The organism is Rodentibacter trehalosifermentans, from assembly GCF_002000545.1.
GTDB classification, from domain to species: domain Bacteria; phylum Pseudomonadota; class Gammaproteobacteria; order Enterobacterales; family Pasteurellaceae; genus Rodentibacter; species Rodentibacter trehalosifermentans.
In genome coordinates, this window is the sequence record NZ_MLHL01000050.1 from 1 (window position 1) to 19,886 (window position 19,886).

Here is a 19,886-nt window from a genome sequence, read left to right on the forward strand (position 1 = left end):
TCCATATACAGAATAACTGTAAAATAAAATATATATAAGTGCAGAGAGTCCTTTAATAATAAGGGCTCTCTTTTTTTACATTTATTTTGACATTTTTTGTTGTTTTTGTTAGTATTTATATATAATTTTATGTAAATTAAAAGATTATGTATAGATTAGAAACAACTCTTTTTACAAATGGAGAGCGCTTTCCTTTGTTGATTAATAAGGACACTGGTATTCCTGATTTTTATTCAACCTTATGGGTTACAGTAGAGTTACGAAATCAATCGGCAGTAAACACAATTAGAAATAAACTAGTAACTATACAATGGTTAATAAATTGGGAAAAAAAGAATCAACTTGCTATTAGTGATTTAATTCATCAAGAAATAATCTTATCTGAAAATCAATTAGAATCTCTTATTCAACATATGAGGTTAAATGTAATAAAACAGAAAAGTAAGAATATTGCGAAAAAGGTATTGATAAAAGATAAAGCTCAGTTTATTAATATCTACTCATCTGTTTCTTTAAGTCACCAATATAATAGGCTTACTACCCTTTCAGAATATATATTGTTTCTTTCTAAAATAATTTGTGTATCTGATGAATATCTAGAAAAATTGAATAGGTTACTTACTTTAATTAAAGTATCAAGGCCACAAAATCATAAAACATTATCTATACAGCCAGAAAGTGAGTTACCTGATGGATTATTAGATGAATTTATGTCCATTGCTAATTCTTCTCATCCTAATAATCCATTTCAAGATATAGGTATCAAAAAAAGAAATCACTTAATGTTTATCTTATTAAAAAAACTAGGTATAAGACGCGGAGAACTTTTATCAATCCAGATTCCATTTATTGAGATAGGAACAGCTAGACCATCTATTTTAATTAGACGAACTCATGACGATAAGTTTGACTCAAGAAAAATACAGGCTGTGAGTAAAACAAAAGAAAGACGACTCCCTATTTCACAAAGTATAGCTAAACTTATTGATGACTATATTATGAATTATCGTTCTAAAATTCCTAATGCAAATAAACACCCATATTTATTTGTAACTCATCGAAAAGGAAAAACTCAAGGAAGTCCAATTAGTACAAGTTCATTTGATAATGTTATTGTACCAACAATGAAAAAAGTAGATCCTAAGTTCTCTATAATTCATCCACATATTTTCCGTCATGAATGGAATTTAGATTTTTCACGAAAAATAGATAAGAATAACCAACGTGTGAATAATGATTCTTCACATAAAGACTTTATTTCTCCTGAAAAAGAAGCAAAAATGAGACAGCATCTCATGGGCCATACATCAGAAAAATCAGGGAATATCTACAATCAACGTTATATTAAAGAAAAAGCTAATAAAATATTATTAGAGCTTCAAGCCGAGTTTCAGAAAAAGGTTGATGATTATGAATCAGAATAAACGTTTTAGACAGTCAAGAGATGGATATGCATTTGATGAAAATGAAAATTCGTGGCATATAAGTAAAGATAAAACAATTAATTTTTCTCAACAAATATTAAACATAAATAAAAAAACATTAGAAGGATTCAGAAAAACATTAGCTGTATATGCTGAAAAATATTCAAGTTATCATGTATCTCACATGTATCAACAGTTTCAACGATTAGTAATTTCAACTAATCTAAAGAACATCGATGTATCAACAATATTGAATTGGAAAGATAAATTAGGAAAAGAATATGAATGGTATTTAGGAGCGTTAAAAGGTTTTTTACTATCATGGTATGAGTATGGCTATTATGGAATTGATAAATCTGTTGTATCGCTGCTAGAAAGCTTTACTTTGAGTGGAAATGATAAAGGTAAATCAGTATTAATGAGATGCCCTTATACAGGAGCATTTACCGAAAATGAAATTTTGGCTTTAATGGCTGAACTAGCTAGACTTTGGAGAGAAGATTTTATTTCATTTGAAACATACGCATATATTCACTTACTTCAAGCTACCGCTAGAAGACCTATTCAAATACGCCATTTAAAATTTGAAGATCTAAGAAAGGAAATTTCTCAAGGAACATGGAATTATTTTCTAAATATCCCTAGTGCAAAAAAGAGAGGCGGATTATTTAGAGAAACTTTTAAAAAGCTTGCTATCACAGAGGATTTATATTTAATTCTCCTAAATTTTATAGAATATCAATATAATAAATTGCTTAGTATGGTTGATGAAGATTCTATTTCTGGGTTTAAAATGAAATTACCAATGTTTATCGATTGGAATTGTTTGAAGAGGAATATAAAAAATAGGAATTTTGATCTTTCATTATTAGATAAAGATATTTTTCATTATTCAGCTTCTTCATTAGAGCAAAATACATTACGAAAATTCTGTATTCACCAAAAAGCAATTTCAGAACGAACAGGTGAAATTATTCATATAACAGCAAGACGTTTTCGCCATACAAGAGGAACAAATCTAGGGAGAAAAGGAGTTGGAGCGACAATCATTGCGGAGCTTTTAGATCACACAGATACGCAAAATGTAAAAGTTTACACAGAAAATACAGCTGATACAGTGCAATACATTGATCGTGTTATGGGAGCTGAAATGGGAAAACTGGCTCAAGCGTTTACTGGTAGAATTATTTCTAATTTAAATGAAAGTGAGAGAGGATATGATCCAACATCTTTAATAACTAATGACGGAGTAGATACTATAGGTGCATGTGGAACAAATGATTTTTGTATAACTGGCTATGAAACTTGTTATTTATGCCCTAAATTTAGACCTTTGGTTGATGGGCCACATCAACAAATATTAAATAAGCTATATAAAGAAAAAGAAGAGCGTTTAAAACGAACTAAAAGTATAGATTATGCATCCTCTAAAGATCGTATTATATTGGCTGTTGAATATGTTGTTCAAGCGTGTAATGAAATGAAAAAAACTATGGAAGCTCATTAATCATGAATAACCCAATTTTTTTCCAAGTATATGAGAGTCCAGAATCTAGTTTAGAAAATTTTATCACTTTCTGTAAAAATCAACTTACAGCCTTCGGAAGTGATTGTTGGGAAAATAATCAATGGAGAGATACTTTTAATCTTCACAACATTCAAGTTCGTTTTTCCACCGATAGAGTTAAATCTACATCGTATCAATATGAACCGTTATCTGAACCATTCATTGAATTTGCCAAAGCCTATATTCGTTATACTTATTCTCTAAATCCTATTCGTAATTTAGCCCGACATATTGAATCTTTACGTATAGTTGAAATAGCTCTTTATAAGATTAAAGGAAAGGCTGACATACTTCAGCTTGATTATTTAGTTATTCATGAAGTAGAAAATATCGTATCAAAAAAATATAAAAAAGGTACGAAATCAGTCAATAAATTAGGTTATCAAATTCAAAAATTATTTGATTTTTGCAGAGAAAATAAAATTACACCTCAACTACCTTTATGGAAAAATCCTTATAAACGCCCTAGAGATTTAACGATATTACTTGACGAAAGAGGAAAAGAATACCGTTCAAGTAAAATGCCAACAGATGAAGAAATGATGTTGGTTGCTAAACTCTTTCATGATGCACCAAATTTAGATAAAGAAACTGAATATTATACAGCAGTTATGGCCCTACTTATGGTTGCTCCATCTCGTTGCTCTGAGTTGATGTCTTTATCTGTTAATTGCTTAGAATGGGAAGAAGATAGCTTAGGAAACAAGCAATTAGGTATTCGATGGATACCTGCAAAAAATGGAAAAGAGGGTTTGAAATGGGTTCCTAGTAGCATGCAAGATGTGATTATTGAAGCTGTCAAACGTTTAACAAATATAGGAGCTTTAGCAAGAAATGCAGCAAAGTTTGCGGAAGAAAATCCTAATACGTTGATGATATCCGATCAAGACGTACAATTATCCCCTTATTTATCTCAAAAGCCTTTAACTGAAATAGAAATAGGTAAGGCTTTAGGATTTAATGGAAAGTATGGGATTAGAACTAAGTGGTTTAAAAAATTAATGAAGGAAAATGATTTTGTTATCACTTATGATGTTTTAGGGAAATACTTATACGAAAAATATACCTCAAAATTTAATTACTGGCCATATATCGATAAAAATAAAAATGTTAAGGCTTCTGAAGCTTTGTTATTGTTCAGAGAAAATGAATTTCATGATGATTTTCCCCCTAAAAAATTTTCTTTTGTATTACCAACAGTGAATCATATTAATGATAGATTTTGCTATTCGGAAACACGTCCTAAAACGTCATTATGGGAAAAGCATTGCATAGGTACATCTAAAGGAGAATTTATTAGATTACCATCGCATAATGCAAGGCATTGGTTGAGTACAAAAGCTGAGCGAGGTGGAATGGATGAATTAACTTTAGCTAATTGGGCAGGCAGAGCTAGAGTGGCAGATAATAAAGCTTATGATCACAGGACAGAAGAAGAAAAAAGTGAGGCAGTTCGAGATTTACTCATTCCTGAGGATATTTCAATATTAGACAAAATTCATTTAAATCTTCCTATTACCTATGAAGACTTAGGTAAAGACAGAATTGGAGTTGCAACGATAACAGAAATAGGTATTTGTGAACATGATTATGCGATGTCTCCATGTTCTCGTCATGGTGATTGTGAAACATGTAAAGAGCTTATTTGTATTAAAGGATTAGAGTCTTCTTTAGAAATATTAAAGCAACGTGAGACTCAATTAACCGAGCAATTTAATAAAGCCAAAGAACACCATAAAATAGGTGTTTTTGGTGCAGATCGTTGGATAAGTAACCTAGGATGGAGATTAACACATATAAAAACTAAAATTAAGTTCTTAGAAAATAGTGAAATCCCAAATGGATCATTATTAAGAATGCCTGATGAGTACGACCCTTCTCCAGTTAAATTAGCTTTACAGGAAAAGGGAATGGATATAGATCTTCAAAAGCCTGAAACAGCTAGATTAGACGATGATTTATATAGACTAATGGAGTTATAGTATGCCTAAAATTCTTATCACAGAAGAAAATTTAGAAGATATAATCATGTTGATTAATACTTGGGAGGGTAAATTAACATGGGATTTACTTTGTTCTGAAGTTTCACAACTATTGAATATTAAAAGCATTGAAAGACAATCATTAGCTAATTATAGTGATATACAAAAGGCTTTTAGTACACGGAAACAAAGAATAAAAGAAAACTCTAAAGCTAATCCTCAACCAAATGTAACGATAGATTATTTGCAAAAACAAGTAAATAATTTAAAGGCTCAAGTACAACGATTAGAAGAAATCAATGAGCAATACAAGCAAAAATTCATTGTATGGCAGTATAATGCATATATGCATGGAATGACGGAAGATAAGCTAAATAAGCCACTTATTGCAGTTAATAGACAAAGTCGCTAATAAATATAGACCATTTGAATCTAAATTTCAAATGGTCTTGTTTCAAAAAGATTATCCTTCTTTTCTTGGAATTCTATCCTCCACTGTAACCGATGTCAATTTAGCTAATTTCGGGGTAAGCCATTCTCGTAGGTCATCCATTAAAGAATAAACCACAGGCACAAACACTAGGCTCAATAAGGTTGAGGCGATTAAGCCGCAGATAACGGCGATTGCCATCGGTGCGCGGAATGCTGCACCTGCACCACTGGCGAACACCGCGGGAACCATACCTGCGACCATTGAGATGGTGGTCATTAAAATCGGTCGGACACGTTCTGCGCCTGATTGAATAAGGGCTTGATGACGTGTCATTCCTTGTTGGCGTTTTTCAATCACGAAGTCCACCAGCAAAATAGAGTTTTTGGTTACGATGCCCATTAACATCAAAATCCCGATCACAGAGGACATATCCAACGCTGCACCGTAGGCGAGCAAGCCCACTGCGGCTCCGCCGATAGACAGTGGAAGTGCGGTTAAAATGGTCAGCGGTTGCAAAAAGTCTTTGAACAATAGTACCAACACCAACAGCACCATTACCACGCTAGCTGCCATTGCAAAGCCGAATTGGTTGAACATTTCGTCCATCATTTCCGCATCGCCCGATGATGGCACACGCACGCCGTCGGGCAAGTTTTGCATTATCGGCAGTTCGTTGATTTGCGATAATGAGGTGCCGATGGTTTGCCCTAATGCTAAATCGGCTTCCACCGCAATGCAGCGTTCACGGTCGAAACGCTCTAAACTTGCCGATGAATATCGGCAACGATACGGCACTTATGGCGAGCTCGTGAATATGCCTGTTCACGCAGTGGTAAAACACCCTGAAAATCTGACGATGGAGCAAGCGGCTGCCAGTTGGATGATGTTTGTAACCGCATACGGCGGTTTGATTGAATTTGGCAAGGTGCAAAAAGGCGATTTTGTTGTATTGGGCGGAGCGACCAGCTCGGTAGGCATTGCCGCCATTCAAATCGCCAAAATGCAAGGGGCAAACGTGATTGCTCTGTCTCGCACGCACGCCAAAGGCGATGTGCTTTTACAGAAAGGGGCGGATTTTGTGATTGCCACCAAAGAAGATGACGTTACGGCTAAATTACTAGAAATTACAAACGGCAAAGGCGTGAATTTGGTGTTCGACCCTGTGGGTGGCAAAGAAGCAGCAAAAATTATCAACGCAATGACACAAGACGGCAAATACATCATCTACGGTGCATTAAGCCACGATGATATCGCCGTGCCTGTGTTCCCAATTTTAGGCAAACACTTAACCGTGCGAGGCTATGAATTGTTTGAAATCACTACCGTACCAGAAAAACTCGCTCAAGCGAAAAAATTCGTGTTTGACGGCTTAGCAAGCGGTCAATTAAAACCAGAAATTGACAAAGTTTTTGCTTTTGATGAAATGGCGGAAGCTCACCGTTATATGGAAAGCAATGCACAGATTGGGAAGATTTTGGTAAAGGTTTGATTGTTTTAAGGTAAATATGCCGTCTGAAAAATAAGTTTCAGACGGCACATCGTTATTTTACCTGCCGATTAAGCCACCACACTAGCGAGAGCATCACAGGCACTTCCACCAGCACACCGACCACCGTTGCCAATGCCGCCCCCGAGTGCAAACCGAACAAAGAAATTGCCACCGCCACCGCCAATTCAAAAAAATTACTCGTGCCAATCAAGCACGCAGGGGCGGAAATTTCGTGTGGTAATTTGAGCTATTTTGCCAAAACGTGAGCCAAGGCAAAAATGCCGTAAGTCTGTGCCAGCAAGGGAATGGCAATCAGCAAAATAATCAAGGGATTGGCAATAATGGTTTGGGTTTGAAAGGCAAACAGCAACACCACCGTCAAAATCAAACCCATAATGGAAAAAGGTTTCAGGCTGCCTGAAAAATATTCCGCTATTCTTTTTCTTTAATACCTTGAATAATCTGACACTTATCAACTGTTTTATTTTCACAACCCACAAATTGCATTAGAAAAGTTTTAACTTGTTGTAGTTCTGTGATTTGTTCGTCCAAATATGCCAAATGTTGCTCGGCAAGTGCATTGATTTCATTGCATTGTTTGTTAGGCGTTTGTTGTAATTGCAACAGCGTTTTGATGTTACTTAAAGAAAGACCGATATTACGGCAAGTTTTAATAAAGCGTAATTGTTCTAACTGATTTTCATCAAACACACGATAGCCGTTTTGTTGATGTGTAGGGGCGATTAAGCCTTGTTTTTCATAATAACGAATGGTTTCCAAATGTACGCCTGTTTGTTCACTGGCTTGTTTTATTTTAAAAAATTTTGACATTTTGGCTTGACCCTGTAATGACTACGGAGTTTATAGTATAGGAAATTTCATCTTAAAACAGGAGCAAAAAAAATGGCGTGCCAAAATTGTTGTGGTTCAAATCAGCCCATTCATCAATCGCCCAAGTACAAAAAAGCCTTGTGGATTGTCTTGATATTAAATTTATCAATGTTTTTTGTGGAAATTGTGATGGGGGTTAAATCAGGTTCAACTTCGCTGTTGTCGGACAGTTTGGATTTCTTGGGCGACAGTGCCAATTATTTGATAAGTTTGATTGTTTTGCCAATGGCGTTAAGTTACCGAGCCAAAGCATCTATGGTTAAGGGGCTAACGATGGGCGGTTTTGGTTTATTTATTTTAATGACAACCATTTATCGTGTGTTTTATGGGGAAATGCCCAGTTATTCTGAAATGAGCATTGTGGGATTTTTGGCGTTATTGATCAATGTGTCGGCATTGTTGATATTATTAAAATTTCGTGATGGCGACAGCAATGTCCGCAGTGTGTGGGTGTGTTCCCGAAACGATGCGATTGGTAATGTGGCGGTAATTTTGGCGGGTATGGCAGTTTATTTTTTTCAATCAAAATATCCTGATTTAATTGTGGCGTTTGTTTTGGCATTTTTGGCATTACAAGCCAGTCAAGAAATCATCAAAAGGGCTTGGGCGGAATTAAAAGTCAGTTAATTTAAAACACCGTTTGGATTGATGTTCAAGCGGTGTTTTTATTTTTAAATTTTGCAAAATAACTTTCAGGCTGCCTGAAAAACCTACACCCCTTTATTCCCCAGCGATTTTCGGTTTATCCACCACACCAGCGAGAGCATCACAGGCACTTCCACCAGCACACCGACCACCGTTGCCAATGCCGCCCCAGAATGCAAACCGAACAAAGAAATTGCCACCGCTACCGCCAATTCAAAAAAATTACTCGTGCCAATCAAGCACGCAGGGGCGGAAATTTCGTGTGGTAATTTGAGCCATTTTGCCAAAACGTGAGCCAAGGCAAAAATGCCGTAAGTCTGTGCCAGCAGGGGAATAGCAATCAGCAGAATAATCAAAGGGTTGGCAATAATGGTTTGGGCTTGAAAGGCGAATAGCAACACCACCGTCAAAATCAAGCCCATCACGGAAAAGGGTTTTAGGCTGCCTGAAAATTGTGCCACCGATTTACCCGATTTTTGTAAATAAGAGCGGGTAAGCCAGCCTGCCAGCAAGGGCAACAGCACATACAAAACCGTGCTTAAAATCAAGGTATTCCACGGAATTTCTATGTCGCTTACGCCGAGCAATACGCCTGCAATCGGAGCATACGCCACAATCATAATCAAATCATTGACCGAAACCTGCACCAAAGTGTAATTGGGGTCGCCTTTGACCAGTTGCGACCACACAAACACCATTGCCGTACACGGTGCCACACCCAGCAAAATCATGCCGGCAATGTATTCTTGTGCCGACTGTGCGTCCACCCAACCTGCAAAAAACACCCGAAAAAACAACCAGCCGAACACCGCCATCGTAAACGGCTTGACCAACCAGTTGATAAATAAGGTTAAAAATAAGCCCTTTGGTTTTTTGCCCACGTCTTTGATTGCCGACCAATCAATCTGAATCATCATCGGATAAATCATCAGCCAAATCAGTATCGCCACAGGCAAATTCACATGAGCCACTTCCAAAGATGCAACCCATTGAAATACATTGGGCAACCAAACACCCAAAACCACGCCCAGCACAATCGCCAACGCCACCCAAAGGCTTAAAAAACGTTCAAACAACCCCATGATTTACTCCTTATGATTAATAATTTCGCCGTCTTCTTTGACAAACGGGATCGCAAAAGGCGGTAAAAATGCCAAAACTGTTTCGGACGGACGGCATAATTTCACGCCTTTTTCGCTCACCACAATCGGACGATTGATTAAAATCGGTTCACGAAGCATGGCGGAAATGAGTTCGTCATCGCTTAACTTTTCGTTTTGCAAACCAAGCGTTTCATACGGCACTACATTCGTCCTAAGTAACTGGCGGGGCGTGATGCCCATGCGTTTGATTAAATTACGCAAAGTCGTTTCACTTGGCGGATTTTTCAAATATTCAATCACTTGTGGCTCAATACCAGCGTGGCGGATGAGTGCCAGCACATTGCGTGAAGTACCGCAGTTTGGGTTGTGATAAATGGTAATGTTCATAGTTACTCCAATCTTTCAAGAAATATAGAAATATTTGGCAATAATTTTTCAGGCTGCCTGAAAATCACTGGCAAGATTCGCCTGTTTGAGAACAGCAGTTTTGGGTCAGAAAATGGGTCAATGCCATCATCAAATCCAGCTCGGCAAAATAACGCATGTGCCGTCCTTCCTGCACCACACGCACAAGCCCCGAATGCAACAGGCTTTTTAGATGAAAAGACACATTATTCGGGGCAAGGTTAAGCTGTTTTGCCAAGTCGCCAGCAATCATGCCAGTACTGCCTGCGGCGGTAAGTTGTTGAAAAATCGCCAGTCTTATCGGAGAAGACAGGCTCTCAAAGAGTTTGCTTGCTTGTATCGTATTCATAGGCGTAATTATAACAAGAAATTTCAATATTTCAAGTATGATTGAAATGTTTTTTAATTGTCCGAAGCCACCTTTCCAAATCCAAAAACCCACTTCCCATTTTTCGCTATTCTTATCCTAATTTCAATACATTAAAATACGCTCATTCCATTTCATAAATAAGGTAAAAAAATGACCAAACAAATTCAATTTACAAAAACAGGTTCGCCTGATGTCCTGCAAATCGTTGATGTACAAATCCCCGCCCCCAAATCGGGCGAAGTGCAAATCCAAATGCACGCTTTGGGGCTAAAGGCAAAAATCATAATCACATCATTTAAGTACACTTACACCAGCGTGTAATTGGGGTCGCCTTTGACCAGTTGAGACCAAACAAAAACCATTGCCGTACAAGGCGCCACCCCAAGCAAAATCATACCTGCAATGTACTCGCCTGCCGATTGTTCATCTACCCAGCCAGCAAAAAACACCTTAAAAAAACAACCAGCCCACAAGTGCCATCGTAAAAGGCTGTTATCAAGCTATGGCATTCATCTGCTTTGATGGTGGTTAAAAATCGCCCAAGCCTTTTAAGATGGGGCAGTCGGGATTGTCATCGCCCCCGCAGGCATCGCTCCACACTTGCAGGGTGTGTTGCATTGATTTTAATTCTTTGATTTTATTGGATAAAAAATCAATATGACTGGCGGTGAGCGTTTTGACCTGAGCACTTGTGCGGTGTGGATTGTCTTGCAGTGCCAAAAGCTCGCCAATCTGTGCAAGCGAAAAACCGACGCTGCGGGCTTTGGCGATGAATTTTAGCCGAGCGATGTCATTGGAGTTATAAATCCGATAACCTGCTTCACTGCGTGATGGGTTAATTAATAAGCCTGCTTTTTCATAATCACGGATTTGTTTGACGGAAAGTTGGGTAGATTTAGACGCTTGTCCGATGTTCATTGTTGCTCCTTATTGAGTGGTGTGTAAAAAAATGTTATCAAGTAAAAACAACCCTTGACCCTAACGCAAGGTTAGGGTTTATGATGCACACATCAAAACAAAAAAGCAATGCTTTTAATCGCTTAAAAGCACTTTGTTTTGATAATCCACTTTAACTTAACATTCGGAGAAACTGTTATGAACGCTGATTTTGTTCAAAACCGACACGCCCATTGCGGCTGCCAGTCTTGCACGGGGCAAAACTGCCGTCCGGACTGCCAATGCCAAAACGGCAAGCCCTGCATTTGTGATGACTGCACTTGCAACGGCTGTGCGTGTGAATCGTAAAACCAAATAGTGAAATGGACATTGGGCGAATCTGTCATTTGCCCAATGTTATCAATGCCCATTTTGACAAGGAGAATCCAATGACATTCATCAAAAACCGTGCCGTACATCTTGTCGCTGCTGCTGTTGTTTTGGCGACTTCAACCGCTTTTGCCGACGGCAAAAACGAAGTGCCGACGCACTCGACGGCGTGCGACAATAACTACACCCAAACCACCCACGACTGCCCAAATAACCAAAACGGGCACGCAGCGGTGAACCACGCCCATATGAACCACTCTGCTATGGCGATGGATACTCAAAATGCTCCGCCCCACACCCAAGCCTATCTTGCAATGATGAACAAGATGGGCGATGAGATGAGCAAAGCGGGCAATCTTGCCGATGCTGATACCGCTTTTGCCAAAGGTATGATTCCGCACCATATCGGAGCAGTTGAGATGGCAAAAGTACAGCTTGAATTTGGCAAAGACGAAACAATGAGAAAACTTGCCCAAGCGATTATTGATGGACAACAAAGTGAAATCGACCTGATGAACGCTTGGCTGGCGGGTAAAGACACCGCAACCCAAAACCCGCAAGCCCCGCACGCCAAGGCCTATGCCGCAGGCAAGGCGCACCACGAGGCGATGATGGCGGCAATCAATGAGCCAAACCCTGATGTTGCCTTTGCCAAAGCAATGATTCCGCATCATCAAGGGGCGGTCGAGATGGCAAAAGTGCAATTACAGTTCGGCAAAGACGAAAAAATGAAAAAGCTCGCTCAAGACATCATCAAAGCCCAAGAACCTGAAATCAAGCTGATGCAAGACTGGCTAAAACAGTAGGGGCAATAAGGCAAAAACACCGCTTTTGATAAAGCGGTGCTTTTGAGGTCGTCTGAAAACAGGTTTAAGGCTTTTTCAGACAGCATTTGGGGTTTTCAGGCAGCCTTTAAAACAAGCCCCAAGGAAATGATGATGCCGACTTGTCGGACACATCGGCAAGCGATGTTCTGAACCTTCTGCTTTTTCAGACGGCATCGGTATTTGCAGGCAGCCTGAAAAAAACCGTCATTCTGACCGGCCCAATCCGTACCTGCTTTTTCGGTAAACGACCGGTGATGACCCTATGAACTCAACAGGAGAAATTGTGATGAAGCAAGAAACACACAAACCGCCCAAACACCACGAGTGCCGACACGGACAGCACCGCCCTGTGCAGACACCGTCCGATGCAGCGGCTGCTTCGGGCTACACCTGCCCGATGCATCCGGAAATCCGGCAAGACCGCCCCGGCAACTGCCCTCTTTGCGGTATGGCATTGGAGCCGCTGATGCCTGAATTGGACGACGACAATCCGGAGCTGCGTGATTTTTCCCGACGCTTTTGGTACACGCTGCCCCTGACGGCGGCAGTGCTGGTGCTGGCGATGTTCGGCGAGCGTCTGAACCTGATGGATATGGCCGCACAAAGCTGGGTAGAGCTGGTGCTGTCGCTGCCGATCGTGCTGTGGGCGGGGCTGCCGTTTTTCTCACGGGGTTGGCAGTCGCTGGCAAACCGTAGTCCCAATATGTGGACGCTGATTGCACTGGGAACGGGTGCAGCCTTCGTTTACAGCGTTGTTGCCACCGCTGCACCCGGCATCTTTCCGGCATCGTTTGTATCGATGGGGCGGGTCGGCGTGTATTTTGAGGCGGCGGCCGTCATCATCTCGCTGACCTTGCTCGGCCAGATGCTCGAACTCAAAGCCCGGTCGCAGACTTCGGCGGCAATCAAGACCCTGCTCGGACTGGCGCCCAAAACCGCACGGCGTATCGGCCCGGGCGGTGCTGAAGAAGATGTGCCGCTCAGCCACATCCACATCGGCGACCTTCTGCGTGTGCGCCCCGGCGAAAAAGTGCCTGTCGATGGCGTGGTGGTTGAGGGCGCAAGCTCGGTAGATGAATCGATGCTGACCGGCGAGCCGCTGCCGGTGCGCAAAGCCACCGGCGACAAAGTCATCGGCGCCACGCTCAACACCGGCGGTGCGCTCGTCATCCGCTCCGAGCGCATCGGTTCGGAAACCGTGCTTTCGCAGATTGTCCAGATGGTGGCCCAGGCGCAGCGCTCCAAAGCACCGATGCAGCGTATGGCCGACGGGGTGGCAGGCTATTTCGTACTGGCGGTTGTCGCCGTCGCCGTTGCCACTTTCTTTGTCTGGGGCGTGTTCGGCCCGCAACCGTCTTGGGTGTTCGGGTTGATCAACGCCGTTGCGGTCTTGATTATCGCCTGCCCCTGTGCACTGGGACTGGCCACGCCGATGTCGGTGATGGTCGCCACAGGACGCGGGGCAGGCAGGGGCATATTGTTCCGTGATGCCGCCGCTATCGAAAACTTGCGGCGAGTAGACACTTTGGTGATTGATAAAACCGGCACACTCACCGAAGGCCGACCCGCCTTTGACCGTGCCGTTGCGGCAGCAGGCTTTTCCGCCGAAGAAGTGCTGCGTTTGGCCGCCAGCTTGGATCAGGGCAGCGAACACCCGCTGGCCGACGCCATTGTGCAGGCCGCACGGGCACAACAGCTGAAGCTGAGCAAACCCGAACAGTTTGATTCAGGCAGCGGCATCGGCGTGAGCGGCGTGGTTGAAGGGCGTGCGCTGGCACTGGGCAACACGGCGTTTATGCAGCAGAACGGGCTTAGCGTCGAACCACTGATCGAGCAGGCCGAATCCCTGCGCAGTGAAGGTGCCAGCGTGATATATCTGGCTGCGGACGGACATCTTGCGGGACTGCTTGCCGTCTCCGATCCTGTAAAAGACAGCACCCCCGAAGCATTGGCCTCGCTCAAAGCAGCCGGCCTGCGCATCATTATGGCAACCGGCGACGGATTGACCACGGCAAACGCCGTGGGCGCAAAACTGGGCATCGACGAAGTGCACGGCGAAGTCAAGCCCGCCGACAAACTGGCACTGATCGAGCGGCTTCAGAACGAAGGGCGGGTGGTCGCAATGGCAGGCGACGGCATCAACGATGCCCCCGCACTGGCCAAAGCCGATGTCGGCATCGCAATGGGTACCGGCACCGATGTGGCAATGAGCAGTGCGCAAATCACGCTGGTCAAAGGTGATTTGCGGGGTATTGCCACCGCACGCAAATTGTCTGAGGCCACCGTGCGCAATATGAAGGAAAACCTGTTATTTGCCTTCTTATACAACGGCCTGGGGGTTCCCGTTGCCGCCGGCGTGCTGTACCCCTTTACCGGCTGGCTGCTCTCGCCGATGATTGCCGCACTGGCGATGAGCCTAAGCTCGGCATCCGTGGTCGGCAACGCACTGCGGCTGCGCAAAAGCAAGTTGTAGACCACAGCCCCGCAGGCTTCTTCCAATGACAAAACGACCTCAAAAACACCGCTTTTGATAAAGCGGTGTTTTTTATGCCGTCTGAAAAGGTCTTTAATACTTTTTCAGACGGCATTGTGTTTTTCAAACAGTTTCGCAGTGTGCGTCATTGCACCAACCCAATATTTCATCAGGAAAATGGTGCAACAAGTTGCACCCTACATCTTTGATGCTTTTTTAAGACGGCATTTTTTTCAGACGGACTAAAACACCCAATCTTTCCATTTTTAAAAACCAACTTCCCATTTTTCGCCATTCTTATTGTTATTTTAAAACGCTAAAATACGCCCATTTTTTAATATAGGTCAAAACAATGAGCAAACAAATCCAATTTACAAAAACAGGTTCGCCTGATGTCCTGCAAATCGTTGATGTACAAATCCCCGCCCCAAAATCGGGCGAAGTGCAAATCCAAATGCACGCTTTGGGACTAAACCGTGCCGAGATGATGTATCGGGAAGGGGCGTATGTGATTGACTCTGTGTTCCCTGCGACTTTGGGTTATGCAGGGGCAGGCGTGGTCGTGGCGGTGGGCGATGACGCTGGCGAATTTCAAATCGGCGACAAAGTGAGCGTCTGATCTGCACCCCAAAAGTTGGACTAAAAACCAACTGATTAAGGTGCAGATTTTTTATGACGAAATACAACCAATCTTTCAAACAAGAAGTGATCGCATTTTTTCTCCAAAACGGGAAAAATTGCTCACTCACTCGCCAGCAATTTCAGCTTAAAGCCTCCACGCTACGTCGTTGGATTTCGCAATATAACTATAATGGAATCAATAGTTTAGCCGTACTGGGTAAGAAGCAAAAATATTCCCCAGAATTTAAATTAACCGTCATACAAGCGGTCAAAAAGGGGCAATTTTCTGCAGAAAGTGCTTGTCTGCATTTTGGTATTGCTAATTCAGGGGTGATTAGCCAGTGGTTGCAAGCCTTTGAAAAACAAGGTATAAACGGCTTATTTCCAAAGCCGAAAGGACGACCAGCAATGAAACCGAAATACCCGAAAATGCCTCCCCCCCAAAACCGAAGAAGAACGCTTGCGTTATCGGATTTTGGAACTGGAAGCGGAGAATGCTTACCTAAAAAAGTTGCGGGAACTCAACCAAGCAAAAATGCGGAAAAAGTAGCCATCATGAAAATGTTGAGGGTAAATTTTTCCTTGGAAATATTACTCCATTTGACAGGTTTAAAACGCTGTTCATTCTTTTATCATTTACAGCTTAAAATTGATAAAAATGTGGCAATTAGGCAGGAAATTGTTGAGATTTATCGCAAAAATGACGGCAATTATGGCTATCGTCGTATTACGTTAGCATTGCGAAAAATGTTCGGTGCAATTAACCATAAGCGTGTGCAAGCGATAATGCAACAGCTTGATTTAAAAGGAAAATGTAAGCAGAGAAAATATCGTTCTTACAAAGGCGAAGTGGGTAAAATTGCCGAGAATTTATTGCGACAGGATTTTCACACAAACGCTCCAAATGAAAAGCTCGTCACGGATATTACCGAGTTTAAATGTGCGGAAGGCAAACTTTATCTTTCGCCGATTAAGGACTTATTTAATGGCGAAATTATCGCCTATGACCTTGCCCGAAGCCCAAACTTTGAGCAAATAATGCGAATGATGAAACAAGCTGTCGCAAAGCTCCCGCAAGGAGCAAGCCTGATTTTACATTCCGACCAAGGATGGCAATATCAGATGGCAGGTTATCAGGCGATATTGAAACAAAATGGCATCGTGCAAAGTATGTCAAGAAAAGGAAATTGCTTGGATAACAGTGCGATGGAAAGCTTTTTCGGGCGATTGAAGACGGAATGTTATTTTGGTAAACGATTTGAAACATTTGAGCAACTCGAACAAACTATTCACAAATATATTCATTATTACAATCACGAGCGTATTCAAGTGAGACTAAAAGGGCTAAGCCCTGTGCAATACAGAACTCAGTCCTTGAATTAACGTAGTCTAACTTTTTGGGGGCAGATCAATAATTAAATTTTGTAAAAATAAATCATAAAAAACCAAGAGAAGAAAATACTCACTTTTATTAAAGCATCAAGACCATAAAATATTATCTATATAACCGGAAAGTGAATTACCAGATAGGTTATTAAATAAGTTCATATGTAGCCACTGTTATCGGTGTATTGGTTGAAGTGACTGTGATGCTCTCACTTGTTGCGTTGTTAAACCGTTGGAATAAATAATGACAAGCAGAGGGATTTTCGCAATTTACAAATTTTCACGAAAATCCCTCTATTTTTATAGTTAGATACCACTATTCCACTTTAAACATCCCCATCATACCGAGATTTTCATGTTCTAAAATATGGCAATGGTACATTTTCAACCCAGTATGTCCTTGCTTAAAGCGAATAATCACTTTTTCATAAGGGCGTAAATTAACCACATCTTTTAACGCTCTGCCTTCTGGCTTAAAGGTTTTACCGTTTAACGTATGTTGAATTACTTCAAATTGAGTGCCGTGTAAATGGAATGGATGATCCATATGGCTTTCATTGAAGATTTCCCACTGTTCCACTTCATTCAATTTGGTAACAAAATCAATACGGTTCATATCAAAGGTTTGACCGTTGATTAAGAACATACCATTCATCATTGGTGGAATAGGGTTGTCCGTTGGTGTTGTAGTAGCGTGATGTGTACCGTGATTCATCATCGGCATATTCGTATGGTTCATCATTTTTTCACTAAAGCGAATTTGGCGAACCTGCTTTGGCTCATCCCAGTTAGGCAAGGACCTTAAGCTTTCAGGTAACTGAACAGGTTCTGATTTCACCTGAATTGTGGCTAAAGTGAGATCTTTAGGCTGTTCTTGAACCATCATCTTACGGCGATCATAATAACCGCTTTGTAAATTGACTGTTCCTTGCGTTTCACCCACCATAATCACTTCAACGCGTTCGGCTGGTGTAAGTAGCAGTTCATCAACAGGCGAGCGAGGTTTTTCAAGTAAACCACCTTCGGTACCCACCACAATCCATTTCACCCCTGGAATGTTTAAACGAAAATAACGAGCGCTAGTGGCATTCCAAAGACGGATTCGTTCATTCGTTTTCACTTGAATCTGGGGCTGATATTGACCGTTGATTAACACAAATTCACCCTCACGACCGTTCATCCAATCTAACATCGTGTTTGCTGGAATGGTGCCATCGGCATTTAAACGCAGATCGGAAATCACCCAATGTTGTTCAGGAAGGTGTGCAAGCGGATCATTTTTCGCTTTAACAACGAAAGTGCCTGCTAAGCCTTTATAGACTTGTTCGGAAACATGGTCATGTGGATGAGGGTGGTACCAATATGTCCCAGCACTGCCTTGAGGTAGCGTAAAGCGATAGACTTTTTTCCCTTGCGGTTCAACCATATCCATCGGGTTACCATCCGCCTCATTTGGTACATCTAAGCCGTGCCAATGTACTGTTGAGGGTTGTGGTAGGTGATTGATAAATTCAATTTCTACGGTGTCGCCTTCAAATACTTCAATTTGTGGCCCTGGTAGTTGTCCGTTATAAGCCCAAAATTCCGTTTCTTTATTGTCTGCGAGGCGAATTTTAATTGGCTCTGCTTTTAAAGTGGCTTTGAATAGCCCTGCTTGAGTCGATTGATTAGCAAGTTTTGGCAATATCCCATTAAGCGATAAACCTGAAGGCATTGCCTCAGTTGGCATTAGGCCAGTAGGTACTGAATGCATCATCACCATATTGCCATGTTGTGCGTGGTTCATCATATTCGCAAGGCTATAAAGCGAGCTACTGGCTAAGCTAATTCCAATTCCATAACGTAAAAAATCTCGACGTTTCATTCTTTCACCCCCCTATTGGTTATAGGATTTGAACACTTCACTTTCACCGTTTTTCTTAATTAAAACAACATCATAAGGATCTTTGCGTCCGCCGTATGCTTCACCGTCCATACCTGGTGAACCAATCGGCATGCCAGGTGCGGACAAGCCAACTGCATCGGGTTTTTCTGCGAGTAAACGTTTGATATCCTCAGCAGGTACATGTCCTTCAATCACATAGCCATCAATCACTGCCGTGTGGCAAGAGGCGTGTTCATTTTTAATGTTAAAGCGCTTATGAGCATCATAATTGCCTGTTTCGTTGACTTTAATCTCAAAACCGTTTTTCTGCATATAGCTGATCCATTCATTACAACAGCCACAAGTCTGGCTTTTCCACACTTCCATAGAAAGTGTTTGTGCTTGAGCACAAGCGGTTATCCCTAAACTTAAAAGCAACAATGAGCGGGTGAATTTATGTAATTTCATAAGATGTCCTTATTTTTATTGAGATGGAATGGCGCAATGTTAAAGCTTGACCTAGGGTTAAGGTCAAGTAATCTGAAAAAATTCTATCATTTGAAAATTTTTCTCAAAATCCTACTGCTTGTAGTAGAGATATGCCAACGTACCATCCACTATTATTTTTTAAAATGTGATCAGAATTATTATTTATGATGTTCTGAATGACCACCTTGAGTATTCGGCATATTCATATTAGGGTTCATTTCTTGATGCATCTTCATCATTTCTTCAGGCGTTATTTCGCCCGTCATCATTTGGTTGTGCATTTCTGTCATTTGTTTAGCATCCATTTGCATTGAATGAGTCATTGCTGGTGTAGTGGGTTGATAGCCTGCTGAAATAGGATCTGCCATGCCAAAGATCATAGCAAAGTGACTCACAAATAAGAAAATCACAAGATAAACCGCATGTAATTTAATTTTTGCACTATCCACGAGATTTTTATGAATAACTTTTAATTCCATGAGTAAAATAATAAAAATAGGAAAGGTAGCTAATAATAGTGATGCAATTGATGCGATATCTACCCAACCACGCCATTCAGTAATAGTCGGTACGATAATAAAACCAACATAAGCGGCTACAATCGTGTAATAAACACCGAGCACAACACTTAAAATTTGGGGCTGACGTAGA

Annotated in this window: 22 protein-coding genes and 2 pseudogenes; 13 read left to right on the plus strand and 11 right to left on the minus strand. The window is 41.4% G+C overall.

Going from position 1 to position 19,886, the window contains the following annotated elements; all coding sequences use genetic code 11:
• Positions 1 to 146: 146 nt before the first annotated feature.
• From BKK52_RS08940 to BKK52_RS08955, 4 genes are read left to right on the plus strand one after another with little or no spacing between them, the layout of a single operon-like run.
• The gene (locus BKK52_RS08940) at positions 147 to 1,424 is read left to right on the plus strand and encodes a site-specific integrase (protein WP_077478539.1); all 1,278 of its coding nucleotides are present in this window, start codon (positions 147 to 149) and stop codon (positions 1,422 to 1,424) included.
• Positions 1,411 to 2,931 carry a site-specific integrase gene (locus tag BKK52_RS08945; protein WP_208606152.1) on the plus strand — a complete coding sequence of 507 codons (1,521 nt, stop codon included), beginning with the start codon at positions 1,411 to 1,413 and terminating at the stop codon, positions 2,929 to 2,931. The genes BKK52_RS08940 and BKK52_RS08945 overlap by 14 nt, the downstream gene beginning before the upstream one ends.
• A gap of 2 nt (positions 2,932 to 2,933) precedes the next feature.
• Positions 2,934 to 4,973: an integrase gene (locus tag BKK52_RS08950; protein ID WP_077478540.1), complete on the plus strand. Its 2,040-nt coding sequence runs from the start codon at positions 2,934 to 2,936 to the stop codon at positions 4,971 to 4,973.
• A 1-nt stretch (position 4,974) separates the two neighbouring features.
• Positions 4,975 to 5,385, plus strand: coding sequence for a hypothetical protein (locus BKK52_RS08955; RefSeq protein WP_077473737.1), 411 nt, complete (start codon positions 4,975 to 4,977; stop codon positions 5,383 to 5,385).
• Positions 5,386 to 5,436: 51 nt separating this feature from the next.
• Here the strand turns inward: BKK52_RS08955 and BKK52_RS08960 are convergent, their stop codons facing one another.
• On the minus strand, positions 5,437 to 6,201 hold the full coding sequence (locus tag BKK52_RS08960; RefSeq protein WP_077478541.1) for an efflux RND transporter permease subunit: 765 nt from the start codon (positions 6,199 to 6,201) through the stop codon (positions 5,437 to 5,439).
• On the opposite strand from BKK52_RS08960, the gene BKK52_RS08965 reads away from it, so the two are divergent.
• Entirely contained in the window at positions 6,140 to 6,895 is a 756-nt protein-coding gene (locus tag BKK52_RS08965) for a zinc-dependent alcohol dehydrogenase family protein (protein ID WP_122983418.1), read from the plus strand. The genes BKK52_RS08960 and BKK52_RS08965 overlap by 62 nt on opposite strands.
• A gap of 52 nt (positions 6,896 to 6,947) precedes the next feature.
• Here BKK52_RS08965 and BKK52_RS13885 read toward each other — a convergent pair.
• Both BKK52_RS13885 and BKK52_RS08975 read right to left on the minus strand, forming a co-directional pair.
• Positions 6,948 to 7,313: pseudogene (locus BKK52_RS13885) on the minus strand (bile acid:sodium symporter family protein); the annotation flags it as partial.
• Positions 7,314 to 7,327: 14 nt separating this feature from the next.
• Complete coding sequence (locus BKK52_RS08975) at positions 7,328 to 7,726, minus strand: Cd(II)/Pb(II)-responsive transcriptional regulator (protein WP_010907411.1); 399 nt, start codon at positions 7,724 to 7,726, stop codon at positions 7,328 to 7,330.
• A 72-nt stretch (positions 7,727 to 7,798) separates the two neighbouring features.
• Between BKK52_RS08975 and BKK52_RS08980 the strand changes: the two genes are divergently transcribed.
• Positions 7,799 to 8,413: a cation diffusion facilitator family transporter gene (locus tag BKK52_RS08980; RefSeq protein ID WP_010907412.1), complete on the plus strand. Its 615-nt coding sequence runs from the start codon at positions 7,799 to 7,801 to the stop codon at positions 8,411 to 8,413.
• 83 nt (positions 8,414 to 8,496) lie between these two features.
• Here the strand turns inward: BKK52_RS08980 and arsB are convergent, their stop codons facing one another.
• The 3 genes from arsB to BKK52_RS08995 all read right to left on the minus strand — a co-directional run bounded on the left by arsB (position 8,497) and on the right by BKK52_RS08995 (position 10,288).
• Positions 8,497 to 9,513, minus strand: a complete 1,017-nt coding sequence (gene arsB, locus BKK52_RS08985) for an ACR3 family arsenite efflux transporter (RefSeq protein WP_047977622.1) — start codon at positions 9,511 to 9,513, stop codon at positions 8,497 to 8,499.
• 3 nt (positions 9,514 to 9,516) lie between these two features.
• Entirely contained in the window at positions 9,517 to 9,921 is a 405-nt protein-coding gene (arsC, locus tag BKK52_RS08990) for an arsenate reductase (glutaredoxin) (RefSeq protein ID WP_047977621.1), read from the minus strand.
• A 64-nt stretch (positions 9,922 to 9,985) separates the two neighbouring features.
• Entirely contained in the window at positions 9,986 to 10,288 is a 303-nt protein-coding gene (locus BKK52_RS08995) for an ArsR/SmtB family transcription factor (RefSeq protein ID WP_014550505.1), read from the minus strand.
• 171 nt (positions 10,289 to 10,459) lie between these two features.
• Here BKK52_RS08995 and BKK52_RS13345 point away from each other — a divergent pair, with 171 nt between their 5' ends.
• Positions 10,460 to 10,630, plus strand: coding sequence for a hypothetical protein (locus BKK52_RS13345; protein WP_220186751.1), 171 nt, complete (start codon positions 10,460 to 10,462; stop codon positions 10,628 to 10,630).
• Here the strand turns inward: BKK52_RS13345 and BKK52_RS14080 are convergent.
• Positions 10,618 to 10,801, minus strand: a pseudogene (locus BKK52_RS14080) (arsenic resistance protein); the annotation flags it as partial. The gene BKK52_RS13345 and the pseudogene BKK52_RS14080 overlap by 13 nt on opposite strands.
• 36 nt (positions 10,802 to 10,837) lie before the next feature.
• Complete coding sequence (cueR, locus tag BKK52_RS09005; protein WP_005612063.1) at positions 10,838 to 11,227, minus strand: Cu(I)-responsive transcriptional regulator; 390 nt, start codon at positions 11,225 to 11,227, stop codon at positions 10,838 to 10,840.
• A gap of 190 nt (positions 11,228 to 11,417) precedes the next feature.
• Here cueR and BKK52_RS13675 point away from each other — a divergent pair, with 190 nt between their 5' ends.
• The 6 genes from BKK52_RS13675 to BKK52_RS13285 all read left to right on the plus strand — a co-directional run bounded on the left by BKK52_RS13675 (position 11,418) and on the right by BKK52_RS13285 (position 16,879).
• Positions 11,418 to 11,564 carry a hypothetical protein gene (locus BKK52_RS13675; protein WP_005612067.1) on the plus strand — a complete coding sequence of 49 codons (147 nt, stop codon included), beginning with the start codon at positions 11,418 to 11,420 and terminating at the stop codon, positions 11,562 to 11,564.
• A gap of 70 nt (positions 11,565 to 11,634) precedes the next feature.
• On the plus strand, positions 11,635 to 12,381 hold the full coding sequence (copM, locus tag BKK52_RS09010; RefSeq protein WP_077478542.1) for a CopM family metallochaperone: 747 nt from the start codon (positions 11,635 to 11,637) through the stop codon (positions 12,379 to 12,381).
• A 307-nt stretch (positions 12,382 to 12,688) separates the two neighbouring features.
• Positions 12,689 to 14,875 carry a copper-transporting P-type ATPase gene (locus BKK52_RS09015; RefSeq protein ID WP_425272085.1) on the plus strand — a complete coding sequence of 729 codons (2,187 nt, stop codon included), beginning with the start codon at positions 12,689 to 12,691 and terminating at the stop codon, positions 14,873 to 14,875.
• A gap of 74 nt (positions 14,876 to 14,949) precedes the next feature.
• Complete coding sequence (locus tag BKK52_RS14085; RefSeq protein ID WP_256940507.1) at positions 14,950 to 15,084, plus strand: hypothetical protein; 135 nt, start codon at positions 14,950 to 14,952, stop codon at positions 15,082 to 15,084.
• A gap of 143 nt (positions 15,085 to 15,227) precedes the next feature.
• The gene (locus BKK52_RS09020) at positions 15,228 to 15,494 is read left to right on the plus strand and encodes an alcohol dehydrogenase catalytic domain-containing protein (protein ID WP_238327096.1); all 267 of its coding nucleotides are present in this window, start codon (positions 15,228 to 15,230) and stop codon (positions 15,492 to 15,494) included.
• Between the two features lie 53 nt (positions 15,495 to 15,547).
• A complete protein-coding gene (locus BKK52_RS13285; protein ID WP_244160234.1) occupies positions 15,548 to 16,879 on the plus strand; it encodes an IS3 family transposase in 1,332 nt (443 codons plus the stop codon).
• Positions 16,880 to 17,198: 319 nt separating this feature from the next.
• Here the strand turns inward: BKK52_RS13285 and BKK52_RS09035 are convergent, their stop codons facing one another.
• From BKK52_RS09035 to BKK52_RS09045, 3 genes are all read right to left on the minus strand, one after another.
• Positions 17,199 to 18,746 carry a multicopper oxidase family protein gene (locus BKK52_RS09035; RefSeq protein ID WP_077473740.1) on the minus strand — a complete coding sequence of 516 codons (1,548 nt, stop codon included), beginning with the start codon at positions 18,744 to 18,746 and terminating at the stop codon, positions 17,199 to 17,201.
• Positions 18,747 to 18,758: 12 nt separating this feature from the next.
• On the minus strand, positions 18,759 to 19,214 hold the full coding sequence (locus tag BKK52_RS09040; protein WP_077478543.1) for a DUF411 domain-containing protein: 456 nt from the start codon (positions 19,212 to 19,214) through the stop codon (positions 18,759 to 18,761).
• Positions 19,215 to 19,393: 179 nt separating this feature from the next.
• Positions 19,394 to 19,886, minus strand: a 493-nt coding sequence (locus tag BKK52_RS09045; protein WP_244160235.1) for a DUF6803 family protein, incomplete at its 5' end; no start/stop codon positions are given.